Origin of the sequence: Comamonas antarctica, from assembly GCF_013363755.1 — a bacterium.
Classification (GTDB): Bacteria; Pseudomonadota; Gammaproteobacteria; order Burkholderiales; family Burkholderiaceae_C; genus Comamonas; species Comamonas antarctica.
Genome location: NZ_CP054840.1, coordinates 2,204,884 through 2,223,716, shown reverse-complemented (window position 1 = coordinate 2,223,716; position 18,833 = coordinate 2,204,884). Strand labels below are relative to the sequence as shown.

The window sequence follows — 18,833 nt, the reverse complement described above, 5'->3', positions numbered from 1 at the left end:
CCCTTAAATTCCCGGGTTAATTGAAATAGCCTAGCGGGGTCTCCCTTTGATTGATTTGGATTATGAAGGGACTTTTTTGATAAGCCAGAGTGAAACAAATAAGTAGATTGGAATCAATTGCGCGCAATTGTTAGCGCCAACAACTTAAATAACTTTTGGTTTCTAATATTAACCAAAAGTTTCGATTAAGCGGATTCGCGGAAAACTACTAGTCTCGAAGGTACTGGGGGCAATCCCCTAACCATTCCATCGGGAGAGGGTATGACCGTCCTTGCAGTCACAGCGCCGCTTGATCCAGCCGGTATTGCCGGTCCGAGCAGGGAGGTAGCCTCCCGCTCCAAATTTTGATCCACAGACTTCTACTGGGGTCTGTAGGTCATTGAAAAAAGGAGCTTCGGCTCCTTTTTTCATTCCAGCGAGTGCCACGGAAATCCACCCACAGCTACCGTTTTTGAGTGACCAAATAAGGCACAAGAATACGGGTGGGTCGGCTACCGGATAGTTGCTGGGGCTGAGCGGGGACCATGACGAGCATAGGGCCTAAGTCATTACTTAGGAGTCTCGAAATGGCGCTCTCTGATCTGACCGTCCGGCAGGCGAAGACCACCGGAAAACGCTACACCCTCTCCGACAACGACTGCCTGGGCCTGATGGTCTCAGCCGCAGGCGGCAAGTCATGGCAATTCCGCTACTACTGGCTGGGCAAGCAAAAGCGCCTGTGCCTGGGCGGCTATCCTGCTCTCAGCCTGCGCGAGGCCCGGATCGAGCGAGACAAGGCCCAGGCCCTGCTCGCCAGGGGGATCGATCCTCAGGTCGAGCGCGACCAGAAACGGCACGCGGCCAAGCTGGCGGGCGAATACACCTTCAAGACCGTCTTCGATGCCTGGGTCGAGCATCGCCGCAAGGAACTCAAGGAAGGCCGTCAAAGCACGCTGTCGCAGATCCTGCGCATCTTCAACAAGGACGTGTTGCCCACCCTGGGAAGAATGTCGATCTACGACATTCGCCGCCCCCAACTCCTGGGCGTCTTGGCGGCGATCGAGAAACGCAAGGCGTTCACCACCGCCGAGAAGGTCCGCACCTGGTTCAACCAGTTGTTCCGCTATGCCCTGGTCATTGCCGAGGGGTTGGAAGTCAACCCGGCCGCCGACCTGGACGTGGTGGCAGAGCCCAAGCCCCCCGTAGCCCACAATCCCTACCTGCACCTGCCCGAGATGCCCGAGTTCCTCCAGAAGCTCCGGCTCTACAACCCCCGTGGCTGGCAGACCCAGCTTGGCGTCCGGCTGCTGTTCCTGACCGGGGTGCGCACCGGCGAACTGCGATTGGCCGAACCCGAACAGTTCGACCTCGACAGGGGCTTGTGGATCATCCCACCGCAGATCGTCAAGCAGCTCCAGGATGAAATGCGCAAGGCAGGGAAGCGGCCGCAGGATGTGCCCCCCTATATCGTGCCGCTATCCCTGCAGGCCATCGAGATCGTGCGCTATCTCCTGGGGGTGATGCGGCCGGCGCAGAAGTACTTGCTGTCACACCGCAGCGAACTCAAGAAGCGCATCAGCGAGAACACCCTCAACAAGGCCGTGCAGCTCATGGGCTATGAGGGGCGCCTGACCGGCCACGGCATCCGCGGCACTATCTCGACGGCGCTCAACGAGATTGGCTACCCGAAGATTTGGGTGGACGCGCAGCTTTCCCATTCCGACCCCAACAAGGTGAGTTCGTCCTACAACCACGCCAAGTACGTTGAGCCGCGCCGTCGGATGATGCAGGACTGGGCCGATCGGCTCGACCTGCTCGAACAGGGCGAAGTGGAAGCCGCGAGCGCGCATCTGACCATCCGTATCGACGGGGTGCCGGCGATGGCAGAAGTGGAGGAAGCGGTGGATGCGACCCTCGCGATGGCCGAGCCCACTCCTCCCGGCGTCCCGCCCGTCGTGGCCACGCCTATTGTCGTAACCCCGAGCAACGGCGGCATCACGTTCCAGCGGCTGTCTCAGGTACCGCCGCCTCCGACGCATGCCCCAGAGCCGGAAGTGTCCGCGATCCAGCGCGAGCGCGAGGAAATGCTGACCATCTACGAGTCTCCAAGCAGCTTGCCGGTCCCGCTGTTCGGCAAGCTGGCCGGAAAGTCCAAGGACCAGATCAACCGCGAACTGAAAGCGGGCAAGTTGCTGTCCATCAGTTTGGGCAATCGGGGGCAGCGTGTTCCCGATTGGCAACTGGTGCCGCTCAAGCACAAGCTGGCCCAGGTGCTCATGAACCAGTGCCCGCACGCGGATTCGTGGGATCTGTACCGCATGCTGACCCAGCCGCACCCTGACCTGGGGGACCGCGCGGCCATTGATGCGGTCACGCCGACCAACGTGCCGGCGATCATCCAGGTCATCATGGGCGACTACCAGCACTATGCGGATATGCCCGAGGCCATTGCCCCGTACCCCATCCCCGAGGATGTGCGGCAAAGCGTTCGTCGGCTGGTGGATAGCGCAGTAGTTCTAGACGGAGCATAGGGCTCTCAAACCTTGCAGGGGCCTTGCGGCCCCTGCATTACGCTTGCACCGCCTCCACGAGTTCGCTCAGCGTGCGCGGTGCGGGAGCGAAGAACACGGCGCCGGTGTGCGCCGTCGAGAAATCGAGCAGGCGGTCGTGCATGCCTGGCGGATCGCCGAGGAACATGCGCTCCAGCATCTTCTGCGTCACCCACAGATGCCTGGAGTAGCCGATGAAGTAGGTGCCATATTCGCCCTGGCCGGGGCGGCCGAAGGGCATGTTGTCGCGCAGGATGTCGTGCTCGGTGCCGTCGTCGTCCACGATCGTGGCGAGGGTCTTGTGCGATTTCTGGCCGCTCGTCGCGTCGGGCAATTCGACATTGCTGACGATCTCCCGGCCGATGATCCGCTCTTGCTCGTCCTTGGCGAGCCGAGCCCACGGCTGCATTTGGTGCAGATACTTCTGCACCACCAAGTAGCTGCCGCCGGCGAACGCCTGATCTTCACTGCCGACCAGCGTCGAGGCGCCGATGTCGTGCCCGGTCGGGTTGGCCGTGCCATCGACAAAGCCAAGCAGGTCGCGGGAGTCGAAGTAGCGAAAACCGACCACCTCGTCGGCCACCGTCACGCTGCTGCCCAGTTGGTCCAGCAGCAGGCGCTCGAATTCAAAACAGAGGTCCTCGCGTTCGGCACGGATGTGAAAGAACAGGTCGCCGGGCGTGGCAGGCGCGGTGTGCTTGGCACCCTCGATGGGCACGAAGGGCCGTAGTTCCTTCGGGCGCTTCCCGGTCTGGAAACGGTCCCATAGCGCCGATCCCAGTGCAGTGATGCACGACAGCCGGCCGTTGAGATCGCGGAAGCCCACCGTTTTGATCAGGTCGTCCAGCCCGTCCAAGACGCCGGCGACCGCCTGAAGGGCCTCGTGGCCCTCGGCGACTGTCAACGTGAGAAACACCGCCGCGCGCGACAGCGGCGCATCGATGCTTTGCGAGTCAATTGGTACTCGATCCCAACCACTTCCAACCATTCGTGCCTCCAAAGACCATGTTAATTCATCATATTGCCAGAGATGGAAGCGCTATCACTGGCGCGCTAACAGGCGCGTGCCGCTGCAATTACCCGCACGCAGCCTCGGCGAGAGCGGGCTATGGGGTATTCGAGCAAGCCGCCCTGTCCCTGGCAACCAACATTGCCCTGTGCTCGAACCGCTCAGAAACAACATTGGCTCGTCCGTGGGGCCGCTGCAGGTATGTCACGATCTCGTAGGGGCCGTCTGAAAGCGGTCGCATAGTGATCCCCCACGCATGGGCACGCTCAATGCGCGATTGCGCGGAGAGCCCCACTCCGTAGCCAGCGGTCACCCAAAGCGCCATCATCTCGAACGAAGTCACATGCTGAATGCTCTGCTGGCTCAACGGAAGAAAGGACAGTCGCTGATCCAGCAGTAGGCAAGTCTCCGCCGGCCAGCGAAACACCGGATAGTCCAGAAGCTCGGCAAGCGTGATCTTCGCCTGGGCAACTAAGGGGGACCCCAGCGGCACTGCAACAGCCACGTTCTCCACCCAGAGCGGTTGGCTTTTCACGGCCGGAGTACCAGCGTTCCGAAGCGACATTCCAGCGCCGTAGCGGCCTTCCTCAAGGCCCGTCAACAGATCATCGGCTGAGGTCTCAAAGAACGTGATGGTGACTTCTGGTTCCTCCGCGCGCTGTAGGGCAAGAAGCGTTGTGAGGCAAGAGGATGGCACTCCGGGCGCGATAGCAAGCCTGAAATGGGAAAACTGGCTGGTGGCGTCATGCATGAGGGCCCCCAATAAGCGATCTGTCCAGAAAGGCAAACCAGCGTTGCAGGAAAGAGTGAAGTTTAACGTCGTTATCTTTAACGTGGTTAATTGTGGCAGATTGTTTGACGCTTCTGCTAATGCAGAAATCAACAATTCAGCCAGGCCGTCCTTCTGGCACATCGACGTATGAATCCGAGTCGGCGTCAGCCTTCGGAAAGGCCGTGCGCGCTGCGCGCGTCGCTCAAGGAGTCGCGCAAGACGAGTTCGCATCTCGGGCAAGCATTTCGCGTTCTCACATGGGTAAGATCGAGCGTGGTGAGCACGTGCCCACGCTTCCGCTCATACTGAAAATTTCTACGGCACTTGGAATAAGCGCGGCTGACCTGATGACGGCGACCGAACGCAATCTGCGTGCCGACACTGATCCCTGAGTGTCTAGCCTGCCAGCTCCGTCAACCGTCCGAAGAGTCGCGAAGGCGAACGATAAAACGCTCCACCGAAGCCGATAAATTGCCGCCGTCGGGCCGAAGCAGGTAGGTGGTGATCACGGCGGAATCCATCGCCAAGGGGCGGATCACCACATCCGGCCGTTGGGAGATGGGAATCTTGGTCGCCGTCATAAAGCCGATGCCGTAGCCGGCGCCGACCAACGTGAGCATCATGTCTAGCGAGGACACTTCCTCGACAACATTCAGCTTGTGCTCCAACGTGTTGAGCAGCCGCTTGAGTTCGCGGCAATAGCCCTCGCATACCTGCGGGTCGCACAGGACAAGTGGATGGCCTTGAAGTTCTTGAAGTGGCACCTCCTTGTAGGTGAGCAATGAGTGACGAGCTGGCACCGCAATCACCAGCGGGTCATGCCAGATTGGTTCGGCAGCGATACCGTCGCCGACATCGGCCGTGTGCGCGAACCCGATCATGAAGTCGCCCGAACGCAAGCCACGCACTTGCTCTGCCAGAGGCACTTCTGACAAGCGTATTTCGATCTCCGGCTCCTCGGCGCGGCAACGAGCCAGAAATGCCGACAGCCGTGGATCGATAGCCCCATCTGATACAGCGATGCGCAGGCTACCGCGCAAGCCCGATGCCACAGCCTTGGCATTTTCACGAGCCTGTTCCAGCACTGTGAATAGACGGCGAACATCTTGCAAGAAGACCGCGCCCGCCGCCGTTAGAACTGTTCCTCGTCGGTTTCGGTCGAAGAGCACTACGCCCAACTCGTCCTCAAGTTCCTTGATGGCTCGTGATAGCGGTGGTTGTTCGATATGCAGGCGCTCAGCCGCCCGCGTGAAATGTAGCTCCTCAGCAAGAACTACGAAGCAGCGAAGATGGCGCAGCTCCATAGGCCACCCTCCCGTTCCGACTTATCCAACACTGTGCTATCTCCCTATAGAAGTGACTGCCATTCTGGCGGCGGCGAGTTCGGCCACATCATTGGAAACTTCTGGCTGAATGAGCCAGGGCTGGGTTGACCGTGCGATGGCCCGAGGCAGGCACAACACCAGGCGAGCCTGATCAAGTCCGTGGGGTGATAAGGATCAGACGAAGGCTATCTCCAGCCACGCACGTCAATGGATGCCGTGCATCGTCCCCGTCTGACCCTTGGCCGATTGCGAACCAAGCGCTTGAACACGCTTGCGGTTGATCATCACCTGCGGATTGCTGAGGCTCTGCTCCTGGTCCGAGCCAAGGCAAGTACCTTGGGGCAGACGGCAAATGCCGGCGAAAATATTCGCCGGCTCAAGTTGCTGCCCGGAGACTGGCGGGACCAGAATGCCTCTCACCAGAAAGTGTGAGACATCCTGATGCTTAGCCCGCGCCGGATGCTTAATGCCGCACTGAACCATGCGGGTCGATGACGTACTTGTATGCAGAACCCGCGTCGAACTCTTTGTACGCGGCGGGCGCGTCTTCGAGCTTGATGAATTTAGTGTTCATCATCGGCGAAAGGTAAGGCATGCGATCGTTCAGTATCGCCCGCATTAACGCGTGGTTGTAGTTGGCCGTCGGAGATTGACCAGCCGACATTCGCGGCGACTTGATCCAGGCGTTGGACCATTCCAGATCCATATGGCCTTTCTTGGCTTTCGGGTCTTTCGAGATCGGGTTTGCGCAGTACACACCGACCGTACTGGTCATTCCGCCGAAGCGGACATATTTGAGCATTGCGTTGGTAACAGCGCTCTCCACGATCTTGTCAGCCTCCGCGCCAAACCCGCGGCAGTCCACACCAACATAGTCGATGACGCGATCCACCTCCCTGTGCCCGGTAATGCGTTCGAGATGCTCCTCGATCGGCACGCCGTCGGAAAGGTTGATGGTTTCCACGCCGTGTGGCTTGAGAAGGTCCAGCCGCTCTTGAATGTAATCGGCAACGATGATGGCGCCTGCACCCAGAAGTCTGGCGCAGGCGGCACCCGCTCTGCCGACCGGCCCGGCACCGAAGATCAGGATGTTTTCGCCGACGACGTAGGCCGGTGCGGCTGGCCAGTCCGGGCCAGCGAACCCATGGAAAGCTGTGGGTAATACGTCAGAGAGAAGGGTCAGGTCGCGGATTTTTTCCATGGCGGCATCCTTGTCAGGGAAGCGAAGGAGATTGAAATCCGCATACGGTACGAAGAGATAATCACCTTGCCCCCCCGTCCAGCCACCGAGGTTGAACCCGTAGGCTCCGCAGTCGATTTCGGGGTTGGTGTTCTCGCATACATCGGAGCGCATATGCTTGCAGTTGTAGCAACGCCCACACCCCACATTGAAGGGAACGGAAACGATGTCGCCCTTCTTCACGACTTCGACGTCTGATCCCACTTCGATCACTTCGCCGGTCATTTCATGGCCCATGGTCATTCCCTTGGGAACAGCAAACGAACCGCGATAAATGTGAAGGTCGCTGCCACAGATATTTGTGGTAACTATTTTGAGGATAGCGCCATGGGGTGCGCTTTTCCCTTGAGGGGTTATCAGCTCTGGAAATTTGAAGGTGTTGACCTTCATTTCCAAGGGCTTCTCGAAAGTCACGATTCGGTTACCGGTCGGAGTCATTTCGTCACCTCTGTGCGTTAATGTTTCCATCTTCTAAATCGAAGTGGGAAACGAGACTTACCGCTGTCAAGAAGAACGATCGTGGTACTGCCTAGCCGTTGGCCGCGTCTCCTTCTGCGGTCTTGACAGCATCGGATCAAGCTCAGAAGTGGTCAAACTGGAATAATCTATGTGCAGATAGGCACGATCTATCTACGCGGGATCGTCGAGCCGTGCTCGTCTCCTAGCCGGGAGAGGGCAACGATCATGGCTACATCGCGCCTCCTAGCTTGATCTAGGAACAGTCAGCTCGACCCAGCGAGACATGAGGAGGCCGCATGCAGCAGGTACTCCTGTCCCCCGAGTTGCCCCTGGACCTGGTGGCCTTCGATGGGTTGCTCAGCACGTGGCGCCTGTTAGCGGCGCACACGGCATGCCTGCAATCTTCGCCTGGTTGAAGCAATACAGAGTTGCTCTTCAAGACTCGCTATTTCAGGGGGCTTTGAGATGAGTCTGCTTTGGGCTGGAACCGACGATGGATCGATATAACGGATTGAAGAGTGGCGGCGAGTTCGGGGGTGTGCACCATTTCGAGCAATGCACGCGATGACGGTGCCTCGAACGCATTTTTCCCGGCAACGAATCCGACATTTGAGTGCGACATTGGTCCATTGATTGCGATTGCGTGGAGATTTGGAATGTGCGCGAGTTGGCCGGCGAGAGATTGCGGAAGAACTGCCGAATATTTTCCTGTCGCCACGTGTGCCGATAGCACGTCAATTGAATCAGTGCGAATAGTCTGCGCGGTACATTGCATCAGCCTATCTTGAATGGGTTCAGGTACTGCCGAGTTCAGCACGCAGAGTTGTCTATTGAGAACATGGTCCCACGTTGTGCTTCGGGGTTGCTGTGTTCTCGCGGCGTGAAAAAGGAAAATGCGTTCACGGTACAGAAGGTGAGTATCGAAGTCTTCCCCTGGGATATCCTCCAAATGCATGAGTGCGATATCCAAATTGTTTTCTCGAATCGCCTGTAGCAGGGAAGAAGCGCCGGAAACCAGAACTGATTGTTGAAGTAAGGGTGTTTTTTCAGCAAGGGCGATGCTTAATGTGGGCGCTACACCGGCAGTTCCTGGGAGTATCCCTAGCCGGAATTGCCCCTCTATACCTCGCCGTAATGCGGAGAGTTCTCGCTCCAGCCCTTTGCAGTCGTCATACATCTGCTGAGCCCAAGACAGTACGCGCATCCCTTCAGAAGTGAGGCCGTCATAGCGTCGCCCATGACGCACGATCTCGACACCCATGTCTTCCTCCAATTGCTTAATGCCCGCGGAGAGTGTCGGCTGAGAAACATTGCAGCTTTTGGCCGCGTTGCCAAAATGGCCTTCACGGTGCAAAGCAAGCAAGTATTCAAAGTTTCTTACGATCATAGATTTTCTTCTGATAAAGTTGATTAGATTTTATACTTTCACGAAAAACCCTGCGCACGCTTCGATCCGCGTCCAACCTTGGGCACGTAGCTGGCACGCATGAAAGGCTGCCGCGCGCAGTGCCCATACTGTAGGTTCGACTCGTCATCGACGGTCAGCACCACAACGCACGGGACAGCCAATAGCGCGAACACAGGTGCTTTGCGCTGTGGGGCGAGTCGTCCTCATGTAGCTTAGCAGTTGGCGCGTTCTGGAAGGGAGTAAGCGTGAGTGGTGAGGCACGCAACCGCAAAAGGCGGTGCTAAGCTCTTGAACTGTTCGGGTCGTGGCCGTTGAAGCGGCGAGAAAATGGAGCCTGCCATGGCCGTTGTGGCGCAGCTAGTACACCATGCCCCCAGCGTTTCCTTAGCTGCGATTGACGGGCATGCCTGGCGGTAGCTCAATAACAGCCATTTATGGATGAAGGAACGAGGGGAATAAGGCAGATGAAAATATTCACGATTGGATTCACTAAGACCTCCGCGCGGTCCTTCTTCACCAAGTTAAGTGCTTCTGGTGCCAAGCGCCTTGTCGATGTTCGCCTGAATAATGTTTCGCAATTGGCCGGCTTCGCTAAACGCGAGGATCTTCGATATTTTTCCGAGGCGTTGTGTGGGATGGAATATGAACATCTACCAGCACTTGCTCCAACCAAAGACATGTTCGAGGAATATAAAATAAAAGGGGGAGATTGGGATATCTACGCCAGGAAATTTCTGGATTTAATGTCGTCCCGAAGGATTGAGTCAATCGATAAAGAAAAGATTGATAACAGTTGCCTGCTTTGCAGCGAAGACAAGCCCCATCACTGCCATCGGAGGCTAGTGGCCGAGTACCTTGCAGGCAAATGGCCGAATGTTGAGATCGTGCATCTTTAGAGGGGCGACGTAGCTCCACGTTTCCAACGCCTCGTCTGGAGGGCTAAGAGAGACAAAGGCGCGTATCGGCGGGAGCCGGCGCCACACATTGGGCGTACAGAGCAACCTCGCCCGCCACGGCTCGATGTCGGCGCTCAACGAGGCGAGTGGCTCTAGGTGCATTGGCAGACGGGCCGTTGGCTGACGTCGTGGCGATCGGCGGATATGCACTGGGAAGCCCGCCCATGTGTTGGGCTATCATGTTGGCGACGCCTGCGCCCAGGTGGGGCGCGGCAGGATCGCCGTCATTTACACCCCAGTTTGGTACTGCTATAGGTCTTCTGAAATAGCCGATACATCAGGACAAATTGAAGTAGCTCAATTAGGAGATATCTAATGTCAACCGGTATGTTTATTCTGCACTCCAACTATACGCCGGCGGGGGACCAGCCAGAGGCGATAGCGCGCCTGCTGTCGGACATAGAAGACGGTGCGACGCACCAGACGCTGAAAGGTATCACCGGCTCAGGTAAGACCTTCACCATGGCCAATGTGATTCATCGTCTGAAGCGGCCTACGTTGATCTTGGCTCCTAACAAGACGTTGACCGCGCAGCTTTATGGTGAAATGAAGCACTTCTTTCCTGAGAACGCGGTCGAGTACTTCGTTTCCTACTACGATTATTTTCAGCCCGAAATCTATATGCCGGGCACCGATCGTTTCATTCCAAAGGACTCGGCCATCAATGACCACCTTGAGCGCCTGCGCCTGTCCACGACCAAATCCTTGATTGAGCGTCGTGACGTGATCGTCGTCGCTTCGGTGTCTTCAATCTACGGCCTGGGTGATCCAGATGCATACCGAGCGCTACAGATCGCTCTGTCCCCTGGGGTCAAACTAAACCAGAGAGAGCTAATTCGTCGCTTGGCTTTGCTGCAATATGATCGCACGGAGCGCACTCTCAAGCGTGCAACGTTCCGCGTCCAAGGTGATGTGATTGACATTTTCCCCGCTGATTCCGAGTACAGGGCGGTTCGGGTGGAACTGTTGGATGACACTGTTGCGTCTGTCCAATGGATGGACCCTGTTACCGGCAAGACGTTGGGAGAGATAGACCATTATTTGGTTTCGCCAAAAACGCTTTTCGCACCGCCCACGAACAAAATAGATTCCGCGTCCAAAAAGATACTCGCTGATATGGAAGAGCGGGTTGCCGAGCTGAACAGGAATAATCGCTTGGTCGAGGCAAACAGGCTGTACGAGCGGATCACGCATGACGTGGAAATGATGCGCGAGGTCGGCTATTGCTCGGGGATGGAGAATTATTCCTGCTACTTCAGCGACCGAGACGCAGCTTCTCCTCCGATCACGTTGCTGGATTATTTGCCGAAAGACGGGCTGCTGTTCGTCGATGAATCTCATGTCATGGTGCCACAGATATCCGCAATGTACCGGGGGGATCAGGCGCGCAAGGACACGCTGATCGATTACGGGTTCCGTTTGCCTTCATCGAAGAACAACCGGCCATTGAACTTTGACGAGTTCGAGAAGGTCAAGCCTCAGACCATCTTTGTTTCCGCTACTCCGGGCGACTACGAGCTGAGGGTGTCGAAAGGCAGGGTTGTCGAACAGGTTATCAGGCCAACGGGACTGCTTGACCCCAAGGTTGAAGTGCGGAAAGCGGATGGATACATAGATGACCTGCTTGCCGAAATATCGAAGTGCGTGAAGAGAAAGAATCGAGTGCTTGTGACTACGCTGACGAAGGTCAGTGCAGAAGAGCTAACGGATTTCTTGACGGACAACGGGATTCGAGCGCGCTACATGCATTCGGACATAAAAGCGGAGGATCGTGTTGAGATCATCAATGGCCTGCGCGCAGGAGAGTTCGATGTTTTGATTGGGATTAGTCTTTTGCGCGAAGGGCTGGATATTCCAGAGGCATCATTGGTTGCCATTCTCGATGCAGACCGTGCAGGGTTCTTGCGTTCGGCCCATGCGCTCATTCAGATGATCGGTCGAGTCGCTCGGAATGAAAACGGCAAGGCGATCTTGTACGCCGACGCGGTGACGCCGGCGATGAAGCAGGCGATCGATGAGACCAATAGGCGCAGGCAGCTTCAAATTGCCTTTAACGAGGAAAATGGGATTTCTCCAGCCTCGTCTGTGCGAAAACTAGCAGGGGAAGAGACGAATACGGAGGAGCCCACCGTTCATTCCGAGGCTTTCTGCGAGAACTTGTCCGACCTTTGCGATCAGATCACTGCCAAGGAACAGCAGCTACTCGAATTTACCGATACCGGTGACGAGCAGCGCGTCGAAGACATTCGTCGTCAGTTGGATGGGTTGTACCGGCAATTCATTTACATCTAATCGTTCGCCGGCATTGGGTTGCATGGCCGACCGATCTGCACCTGGGGCAAGCGGGCAGACGGTCGGCTCATCATTCAACCGGAGGGGTGAGCCGCCGAGGCTCAGTGCCCCGCTTTCCAAGGTGTTTGCCCTACAGCGTCTTGCGACGTGTCAGCGCAAAGCTGGCAACGATCCAACGGCGACCAGCATTTCATCAAATACCGCTCGAACCCTTCCCGGAATGGGGCCACGCTGAGGCCGATAGACGTACAACCCCCATGCCGGAGGTTCTTCGTTCTCCAGCACTCGCACGAGCTTCCCGCTGGCAATGTAGGGGGCGGCCATGTAGTCCGCCAGTTGCGCGAACGCGATCCCGGCCAGCGCCGCTCCCATTTCCATGTCGGCATTGTCGGCGACGAGAGTGGGTGCGGTAGGTGTCCACTGGCGTCCCGCCTTGAAGTGCCAAGGCCAGGGACGGCCGGTATTGATATCCAAGGCCACGGTAACTGGCAGGCTGCTTAGCGCATCGATGTTTGCAGGTACGCCCACTTTCTTGATCAGGCGCGGAGCGGCAACGATGGGGAGTCTCATGTCGGCGGCCTTGCGTGCGACGAAGCGGCTATCGCGCATGAATCCGACCCTGATCCCGACGTCAATCCCTTCGTCAACCGTATTGCTGATGCGATCGGACAGGCGCACATCCAGCGTGATGCCTGGATGACGCGCGGCCACGCGCTCCAGTGCCGGTAGCACCGCTCTGGCGCCCAAGCTGTGCGGTGCGGTGATGCGAACCGTACCGGACAGAGAGGCCTGCTGGTCGGAGCCAGGCGGTCGCCACAGATCCTCGAACCGCTCCAATGCGGGGCGCACTTGGTCTAGCAGCCCTTCGCCGAAGGCGGTGATGCGCACCTGGCGCGTGCTTCGATGAAACAACACCTCGCCGTAGTGTTGCTCCAGTTGCTGGATGGCACGGGTTACACCTTGCGGAGAAGTCCCCAGCCGGACGGCCGCATCGCGAAAACTGCTGCTTTCGGCCGCCACCCGAAAGATGCGCAGTAGTTCCATTTCCTTGTTCATGACGCACGCCTCATGGCCGGTTTCGCTGCTCGTTAATTGTTCCAGATTGTGGAATTATAAAATCGCAACAATTCCATATACAAGGGGAGCGCGGTTGCCCAGACTGACAACACCCCGGAATGCTCCGCTCCGAACAACCCAACAAGGAACGCGAATGAACGCTGCGACTCTCATCACTGCCTACTACGACGCCTTCAACCGCGGCGACCGCGAGGCCATGCTGTCAATGTTGACCGATGACGTCGCGCACGACTTGAACCAGGGCGCTCGTGAGGTCGGTCGCGAAGCCTTCCGCGCCTTCCTGCAGCGCATGGACCGCTGCTATGGCGAGCAACTGCGCGGGATCGTGGTGATGGTCAGCGCCGACGGCCTGCGTGCAGGCGCGGAGTACGTGGTGCATGGCGAATACAAGGTGACGGACGACGGGCTGCCGGAAGCCCAGGGCCAGCGCTACGTGCTGCCGGGCGGCGCGTTCTTCGAGATCCGCGATGGCAAGATCGCTCGTGTCACCAACTACTACAACCTCGGCGACTGGATCGCACAGGTTGGAGGGGACGCCTGAAATGACCAGCGACGTGCAGGTGCTGGTTCGTCGTGGCGCGGACATTGCCGAATGGTTCGATGCCGTGGCAGGCCTGCGGGCGAGCGTCTTCCGCAGCTTTCCTTACCTATACGAGGGCGACACCGAATACGAGAAGCACTACCTCGCCATGTACGCCCGTTCGGCAGACAGCCTGCTGGTACTCGCGCTCGCTGATGATGTGGTCGTGGGTGCGTCCACGGGGTTGCCGCTCGGCGATGCGGAGCCGGCCTTCCATGTGCCGTTCGCCGATCGAGGAATCCCGGTGGAGGCAGTGTTTTACTGTGGCGAATCAGTCCTGCTCCCGGCCTTCCGGGGCCTTGGCCTGGGCCATCGCTTCTTTGACGAGCGCGAAGCGCATGCCCGTTCGTTGGGCGGCATGCAGTGGGCATCGTTCGCGTCGGTGGATCGTGCAGACGACGATCTCCGGCGTCCTTCCAACTACCGCAGTAATGACCCCTTCTGGACCCGTCGCGGCTACGTGCGGCAGTCGGACATGAAGGTTACGCTGCCCTGGAAGCAGGTGGGTGAGCCGAGCGAAACCGAGCAGACGCTCACGATGTGGCTGCACTCCCTGGAGAACGCGAAATGAAAGTAGCAGTTGCGAAATACTCAGTGGGTCAGCCCGCGGACTTCGAGGCATTTGCTGCGCGGCAGCGGCTGGCTCTGGAGGAGGCGCGCCGTGGCGGGGCGGAACTGGCCGTGTTGCCCGAGTATCTATCCCTCGAACTGGCTGCAACGTTCGAGCCTGGCATCCGCCATGATTTCAACGCCTCTCTGGCCGCGCTGCAGGCCTTGCAGCCTGCGTGGCTGGCACTGTATGCCGACCTGTCGCGCGAGTTGTGCATGACCATTCAGGCCGGTACGTTTTTGACCCAGGTTGGATTGGACCGCTACCGCAACCGGGCTTGGTGGTTTGCGCCTGACGGCACACGCGACTACCAAGACAAATTGCAGTTGACGGGGTTCGAGAAAGACGCCGGCGTCATCGAGGGTGGCGACGAACTCAAGGTGTTCGATTTGAAAGGCGTGCGTGCCGGCATCGCTGTTTGCTATGACAGTGAGTTTCCATTGCCCGTGCGAGCCCAGCGAGAGGCGGGAGTGCGCCTGCTGCTGGTTCCGAGCTGTACCGACACCCAAGCAGGTGCAACCCGGGTCCGTGTGGGCTGCATGGCGCGGGCACTGGAGAACCGAATGTTCATCGCGCAGGCCGTGACGACCGGAGCTGCTGACTGGAGTCCGGCGCTGGACACGAATACTGGCGAGGCCACGATCTATGCACCCATGGATCGCGGATTCCCTGAGGACGGCATTCTCGCGACGACGTGCGGCACGCAGGCATGGGCAATCGCAGATCTTGACGTCGATGCGCTCGAACGAAACCAGGAACAGGCCCAGGTTGCCGTCGATCGCGACTGGGACGGCCAGATGTTGCCTGCACTGCGGAAGGCTCGGTACTCGGGTCGTCAGGTCGCCTAGCCGGTCTCATCTTGATAGCTTCAGCTCGATGAGTCGGCTTAGATAGATCATGTCTATCTGCGCATAGATTTTTCCAGTTTGACCAGTTTTGAACTTGCCCCGATGCTGTCGGTACATGCAAGAAATATTCATTGATTTGAATATTTTGCGCTTCTTGGGAACAAACCTGTACTAGCCTGTAAGAGTGCTCGAAGAGCACAGAATTTGTGGCGAAGTTCGGCCGCATATACTATGGGGGAGTATTGTATAATGCGGCGGTGTACCCAAGTTGAGAGGTGTTCGATGCCACATAGCCCGGAAGAAAAGAAGCAAGCCCTGACGCGCATCCGGCGCATCAAAGGTCAGGTCGCGACTCTTGAGCAAGCGCTCGATGCAGGTGCGGAATGCCCTGCAATTCTTCAGCAGCTTGCGGCCGTTCGTGGGGCAGTCAACGGATTGATGGCGACCGTTCTGGAGAGCTATCTGCGGGAAGAGTTTCCCCGTAGTGACATCAGGAGCGATTCGCAGAACAAGTCCATTGACGAGACCATCTCTATCGTCCGCTCCTATCTGCGGTAGAGGCACCAGGGTGCCCTCGGTGAGGGCAAATTTAGTTAGCTAGTAAAGGAAGCGACATCATGAAATCACGTGCAGCAGTTGCCTTCGGGCCAGGAAAGCCGCTGGAAATCGTCGAGATCGACGTCGAGCCGCCGCGCAAGGGCGAGGTGCTCATCAAGATCACGAACACCGGCGTTTGCCATACCGACGCCTTCACCCTGTCGGGCGACGATCCGGAAGGTCTCTTCCCGGTCGTGCTGGGTCATGAAGGTGCGGGTATCGTCGTGGAGGTGGGTGAAGGTGTGACCAGCGTGAAGCCTGGCGATCACGTCATTCCGCTCTACACCGCCGAGTGCGGCGAGTGCCTGTTCTGCAAGTCCGGCAAGACCAACCTGTGTGTCGCGGTTCGCGCAACCCAGGGTAAGGGGCTGATGCCCGATGGTACGACTCGCTTCTCGTACAACGGTCAGCCGCTTTACCACTACATGGGTTGCTCGACCTTCAGCGAATACACGGTCGTCGCCGAAGTCTCGCTGGCCAAGATCAACCCGGACGCCAATCCCGAGCACGTCTGCCTGCTGGGCTGCGGTGTGACCACCGGCATCGGCGCCGTGCACAACACGGCCAAGGTACAGCCCGGCGACTCGGTGGCCATCTTCGGCCTCGGCGGCATCGGTCTCGCTGCGATTCAGGGTGCGCGCCAGGCCAAAGCGGGCCGCATCATCGCCATCGATACCAATCCGGCGAAGTTCGAGCTGGCTCGTACCTTCGGCGCGACCGAATGCCTCAACCCGAAGGACTTCGACAAGCCGATTCACGAGGTTCTGATCGAGATGACCGGCTGGGGTGTCGATCACACCTTCGAGTGCATCGGCAACGTCAACGTCATGCGTTCGGCTCTGGAAGCTGCCCACCGTGGCTGGGGCCAGTCGATCGTCATCGGCGTCGCCGGTGCCGGCAAGGAAATCTCGACCCGTCCGTTCCAGTTGGTCACCGGCCGGACCTGGAAGGGCTCTGCTTTCGGCGGGGTCAAGGGGCGTACCCAACTTCCGGGCATGGTGGAAGACGCAATGAAAGGCGAGATCGATCTCGCCCCGTTCGTCACCCACACCATGGGTCTCGACGAGATCAACCACGCCTTCGACCTGATGCATGAAGGCAAGTCGATTCGCACGGTGATCCACTACTGATCGCCCACTCTCCATTCAAAACCAACCACCAAGGAAATTAACCATGTCCAATCCTGTCATTTCCGGCGACGGCATCTTCTCGCACGTCTTCATCGGCGCCGCCGACGTCCAGAAGTCGGCCGCGTTCTATGACGCCGCTCTGGGTGCTCTCGGCATCAAGAACCTCGGTCCTTTCGGCAACGGATGGGTGCTTTTCGGTCGCGAAAAGCCGGCTTTCATCATCGCCCGTCCGGGCAATGGTGAAGCGCCTTCCAGCAACGGCGTGACGATCGGCTTTGCTGCCGCCACTCCCGCCGAAGTGGATGCCTTCCACGCCGCCGGCCTTGCCGCAGGCGGCACCGACGAGGGCCAGCCTGGCGCACGTGGTCACCTGCCGGGTGCCTATGCGGCCTACCTGCGTGATCCGGCGGGCAACAAGGTCTGCTCGTACACCTTCGTCTGAAAGCTAGGAAGCTGAGGGCGTTCTGAAAGGGTCAGCACAAGCCTCTACACGGCGAGCCTATTAGACGGACCGTGTAGAGCGGTGCCTACTCATGAAGATCGGCCCGCAGCCATGTGCGAAACGCATGGCTGCGGGCATTTGCTTTGAAGCGTGTTTTTCAACCAAGAAGAAATGAGGTCGTTATGAAAGAGCCGGCCAACATCAATACGACGACCGTACAACCTGCCCCGACCGCCACCGTGTACGGCATGCCGGCCTACACCGATCGTGCTGCCGCCGTGGGGGAAGTGCATGCGCGCCCGCATCTCTTGATTCAGGCCCCTCGCGGCATATTGCAGCTCGCTTTCATGACCGAAGGCGACCAGGCCAGGGATCAGATGGCGATGAGCGAGTTGTCTCATCGCTTCGGCGTTGCCGAGCCCGACCATGCTACGCCGCTCCACGGTGTGACATGGGATGAAGGAGACCTGCACTGCGAAAAGCACACCGAGTTCTCGACGTATCTCTGGTGCGCTTCCCTAGATTCCGAGACGGGAGAGCCGTGCGGCGAAAATCCGTTCAAGCATGGATTTGTTCCTCCCGGCCCGGTCGTATCCGGCATCCGTTTGAGACTTCTTCCGTGGACGCCGGAAACGGAGAAGGAGGTCGATCGCTTCGATCCTGCCAGCCTGTGCTACTCGCTGGTGGAGAACGGCTCTGCCGCCATCCTGACCGATTTCCGACAGGATGCGGATGGCCTGACGCAGATCCTCGTCCTGGCCCGCGATTTGACCCCGGCGCGGGCGGGTGCGCTGGCTCAACGTCTGCTGGAGATCGAGACTTACCGCACCTTGGCGTTGCTGTCCCTGCCGTTGACACGATCGATGACGTCGGAACTGCGACGCATGGAGTCGCGCCTTGCGGCGATCACCGACGAGATGTGTACGAGCTTGGTGGAACGGCGCGACAGCGACGTGCTGCTGTCCGAATTGACCGGCCTGGCTGCCGAGCTGGAAGCTGGCGTTGCGGCGAATCTCTATCGCTTCGGCGCCAGCCGTGCCTACTACGAGATCGTCGAGGAAAGGCTGGCAGCGCTTGCGGAAGAGGCCGTATCCGGGTACTGCACCTGGGCGGATTTCCTGCAGCGTCGCATCGCTCCCGCCATGCGGACATGCCAATCCGTAAAGGAGCGCCAGACCAAGCTCTCCGACAAGCTGACCCGGGCCATCGCGTTGCTGCGTTCCTGGATCGACGTCGAGCTTGAACGCCAGAACCGCGATCTGCTGGCTTCGATGAACAACCGGGCCAAGATGCAATTGCGCCTTCAGCAAACCGTCGAAGGCCTCTCGGTCGCGGCAATTTCTTATTACGTCGTGAGTCTTCTCGGCTACTTGCTCAAGGGCATTCCGATGGTTCACGACAGCGTGGCGCCGGTGATGGCGGTTCTGGTGCCTGCGGTGATGCTGACGATCTGGTGGATCGTGCGCAGGATCAGACACGCCCACGGCGACACGGCAGCGGAAGAGAAATCTTCCTGACGAGCTGCCGTCCTGGCGCGCGAGAGCTGCGCCGTTCCTTTGA

General features: G+C 58.5%; 17 protein-coding genes. 11 read left to right on the top strand and 6 right to left on the bottom strand.

Going from position 1 to position 18,833, the window contains the following annotated elements; genetic code table 11:
- Window positions 1–566: 566 nt before the first annotated feature.
- Window positions 567–2,510 (top strand): tyrosine-type recombinase/integrase, encoded by a 1,944-nt coding sequence (locus tag HUK68_RS10470; protein WP_009876631.1) that lies wholly within the window; start codon window positions 567–569, stop codon window positions 2,508–2,510.
- A gap of 37 nt (window positions 2,511–2,547) precedes the next feature.
- Here HUK68_RS10470 and HUK68_RS10465 read toward each other — a convergent pair whose 3' ends face one another.
- On the bottom strand, window positions 2,548–3,516 hold the full coding sequence (locus HUK68_RS10465; protein WP_020924940.1) for a Dyp-type peroxidase: 969 nt from the start codon (window positions 3,514–3,516) through the stop codon (window positions 2,548–2,550).
- Between the two features lie 118 nt (window positions 3,517–3,634).
- Window positions 3,635–4,450 carry a substrate-binding domain-containing protein gene (locus HUK68_RS10460; RefSeq protein WP_434082436.1) on the bottom strand — a complete coding sequence of 272 codons (816 nt, stop codon included), beginning with the start codon at window positions 4,448–4,450 and terminating at the stop codon, window positions 3,635–3,637.
- Between HUK68_RS10460 and HUK68_RS10455 the strand changes: the two genes are divergently transcribed.
- A complete protein-coding gene (locus HUK68_RS10455) occupies window positions 4,408–4,701 on the top strand; it encodes a helix-turn-helix domain-containing protein (RefSeq protein WP_071536335.1) in 294 nt (97 codons plus the stop codon). The two genes, HUK68_RS10460 and HUK68_RS10455, sit on opposite strands and share 43 nt — an antisense overlap.
- Window positions 4,702–4,722: 21 nt before the next feature.
- Here the strand turns inward: HUK68_RS10455 and HUK68_RS10450 are convergent, their stop codons facing one another.
- From HUK68_RS10450 to HUK68_RS10440, 3 genes are all read right to left on the bottom strand, one after another.
- On the bottom strand, window positions 4,723–5,613 hold the full coding sequence (locus HUK68_RS10450; RefSeq protein ID WP_023093405.1) for a LysR family transcriptional regulator: 891 nt from the start codon (window positions 5,611–5,613) through the stop codon (window positions 4,723–4,725).
- 484 nt (window positions 5,614–6,097) lie between these two features.
- Entirely contained in the window at window positions 6,098–7,312 is a 1,215-nt protein-coding gene (locus HUK68_RS10445; protein WP_023093406.1) for a glutathione-independent formaldehyde dehydrogenase, read from the bottom strand.
- 466 nt (window positions 7,313–7,778) lie between these two features.
- Window positions 7,779–8,720 carry a LysR family transcriptional regulator gene (locus HUK68_RS10440; protein ID WP_028698648.1) on the bottom strand — a complete coding sequence of 314 codons (942 nt, stop codon included), beginning with the start codon at window positions 8,718–8,720 and terminating at the stop codon, window positions 7,779–7,781.
- 485 nt (window positions 8,721–9,205) lie between these two features.
- Here HUK68_RS10440 and HUK68_RS10435 point away from each other — a divergent pair, with 485 nt between their 5' ends.
- A complete protein-coding gene (locus HUK68_RS10435; protein ID WP_023628836.1) occupies window positions 9,206–9,637 on the top strand; it encodes a DUF488 domain-containing protein in 432 nt (143 codons plus the stop codon).
- A gap of 375 nt (window positions 9,638–10,012) precedes the next feature.
- Window positions 10,013–11,989: an excinuclease ABC subunit UvrB gene (gene uvrB, locus HUK68_RS10430; protein ID WP_023093409.1), complete on the top strand. Its 1,977-nt coding sequence runs from the start codon at window positions 10,013–10,015 to the stop codon at window positions 11,987–11,989.
- Between the two features lie 150 nt (window positions 11,990–12,139).
- Here uvrB and HUK68_RS10425 read toward each other — a convergent pair whose 3' ends face one another.
- Window positions 12,140–13,045, bottom strand: coding sequence for a LysR family transcriptional regulator (locus HUK68_RS10425; protein ID WP_023093410.1), 906 nt, complete (start codon window positions 13,043–13,045; stop codon window positions 12,140–12,142).
- Window positions 13,046–13,199: 154 nt separating this feature from the next.
- Here HUK68_RS10425 and HUK68_RS10420 point away from each other — a divergent pair, with 154 nt between their 5' ends.
- The 7 genes from HUK68_RS10420 (at window position 13,200) to HUK68_RS10390 (ending at window position 18,790) form a co-directional block, all read left to right on the top strand.
- The gene (locus HUK68_RS10420; RefSeq protein WP_017514126.1) at window positions 13,200–13,607 is read left to right on the top strand and encodes a ketosteroid isomerase-related protein; all 408 of its coding nucleotides are present in this window, start codon (window positions 13,200–13,202) and stop codon (window positions 13,605–13,607) included.
- Between the two features lies 1 nt (window position 13,608).
- Window positions 13,609–14,217, top strand: coding sequence for a GNAT family N-acetyltransferase (locus HUK68_RS10415; protein WP_023093411.1), 609 nt, complete (start codon window positions 13,609–13,611; stop codon window positions 14,215–14,217).
- Window positions 14,214–15,104, top strand: a complete 891-nt coding sequence (locus tag HUK68_RS10410; protein WP_023093412.1) for a carbon-nitrogen hydrolase family protein — start codon at window positions 14,214–14,216, stop codon at window positions 15,102–15,104. Before HUK68_RS10415 ends, HUK68_RS10410 begins: the two co-directional genes overlap by 4 nt.
- A gap of 282 nt (window positions 15,105–15,386) precedes the next feature.
- Window positions 15,387–15,662, top strand: coding sequence for a formaldehyde-responsive transcriptional repressor FrmR (gene frmR / locus HUK68_RS10405; protein ID WP_023093413.1), 276 nt, complete (start codon window positions 15,387–15,389; stop codon window positions 15,660–15,662).
- Window positions 15,663–15,721: 59 nt separating this feature from the next.
- A complete protein-coding gene (locus tag HUK68_RS10400) occupies window positions 15,722–16,831 on the top strand; it encodes an S-(hydroxymethyl)glutathione dehydrogenase/class III alcohol dehydrogenase (RefSeq protein ID WP_011871467.1) in 1,110 nt (369 codons plus the stop codon).
- 43 nt (window positions 16,832–16,874) lie between these two features.
- Entirely contained in the window at window positions 16,875–17,273 is a 399-nt protein-coding gene (locus tag HUK68_RS10395; RefSeq protein WP_023093414.1) for a VOC family protein, read from the top strand.
- A gap of 182 nt (window positions 17,274–17,455) precedes the next feature.
- On the top strand, window positions 17,456–18,790 hold the full coding sequence (locus HUK68_RS10390; protein WP_023093415.1) for a DUF3422 family protein: 1,335 nt from the start codon (window positions 17,456–17,458) through the stop codon (window positions 18,788–18,790).
- Window positions 18,791–18,833: the final 43 nt, after the last annotated feature.